Source organism: Salipiger sp. HF18 (genome assembly GCF_011806505.1).
Lineage (GTDB): Bacteria > Pseudomonadota > Alphaproteobacteria > Rhodobacterales > Rhodobacteraceae > Salipiger > Salipiger thiooxidans.
Genome location: NZ_JAATOS010000854.1, coordinates 1 through 962, shown reverse-complemented (window position 1 = coordinate 962; position 962 = coordinate 1). Strand labels below are relative to the sequence as shown.

The following is a 962-nucleotide window of genomic DNA, read 5'->3' as shown; positions in this document are numbered from 1 at the left end:
AGCGCCCATGCGCCGGACCGCGCGGCCCTGCGGGATAGGCAGATTTGCGATGTTGGGCTAGAGATCCGCGACGTCGTTGCCAGGGATTCGATGATGACCAGCTACTCGCGCCGTGCGGGGCTCCTGCTCATTCTTGGAGCGCTTGCCGCCTGCAGCAGTGGGCCTGCTCGCGAAGAGGCCAAGCCCGGGCGGTATGATCCGCCGCTCTACCCCAACGAAACGCCAGAACTGCGCCAGCTCATCAACAAGTGGTCCGATCACTACGAGGTGCCGCGCCCGCTCGTGCACCGTCTGGCGATCCGCGAGAGCACCCACACCCCGACAGCGCGCAACGGTCCCTACTACGGGCTGCTCCAGATCCTGCCGCAGACCGCGCGGACCATGGGATTCCAGGGTGAGGCACGCGATCTGCTCAACGCGGACACCAACCTCCGGTTCGGGGTGAAATACCTGCGGGGCGCGTGGCTTCTGTCCAACGGCAGCCAGGACAGCGCCATCGGCTGGTATGCGCGGGGCTACTACTACGAGGCCAAGCGCCGCGGTATGCTGGTCGAGACCGGGCTGCGACCGGGCTGAGGCGGTCGTTCCGGCACGGCTCGATCCCGAGCGCGGGCGACGTTTGATTCTCCGTCGCGTCCTGCCGGAGGCTTGGGTCCGAGGCCGCGCCGAGCCTTCAATCCGAGAGCACGCGCTCGCGTCACCGGTCTCGATGGCTGGCGCCATGGATGGCGTTTCGGCCGGCTGGCGGCCAAAAGGGCTGTTGGAACGATCGCGAGCGACGGGGCTGGTGACCCGATGGCGAACCAAAGGGCTACGGTGCTCTCAGATCCGCCCGCCTAAGCCAGCATCACGCCGGGCGGCAAGGACGCCCGCAGCGCGCCCTACACTGCCAGTGGAGGGCAGAGAGGTGAGAGGGGAAACGAGAAACAGACGAGAGGTCACCGACCGGAGGATGGCTGGGG

Annotated in this window: 1 protein-coding gene; it reads left to right on the top strand. The window is 67.4% G+C overall.

Annotation, left to right across the window (positions count from 1 at the left end):
- Positions 1-93 precede the first annotated feature (93 nt).
- The gene (locus tag HC022_RS27520) at positions 94-576 is read left to right on the top strand and encodes a lytic transglycosylase domain-containing protein (RefSeq protein ID WP_040383732.1); all 483 of its coding nucleotides are present in this window, start codon (positions 94-96) and stop codon (positions 574-576) included.
- The last annotated feature ends 386 nt before the right edge of the window (positions 577-962 follow it).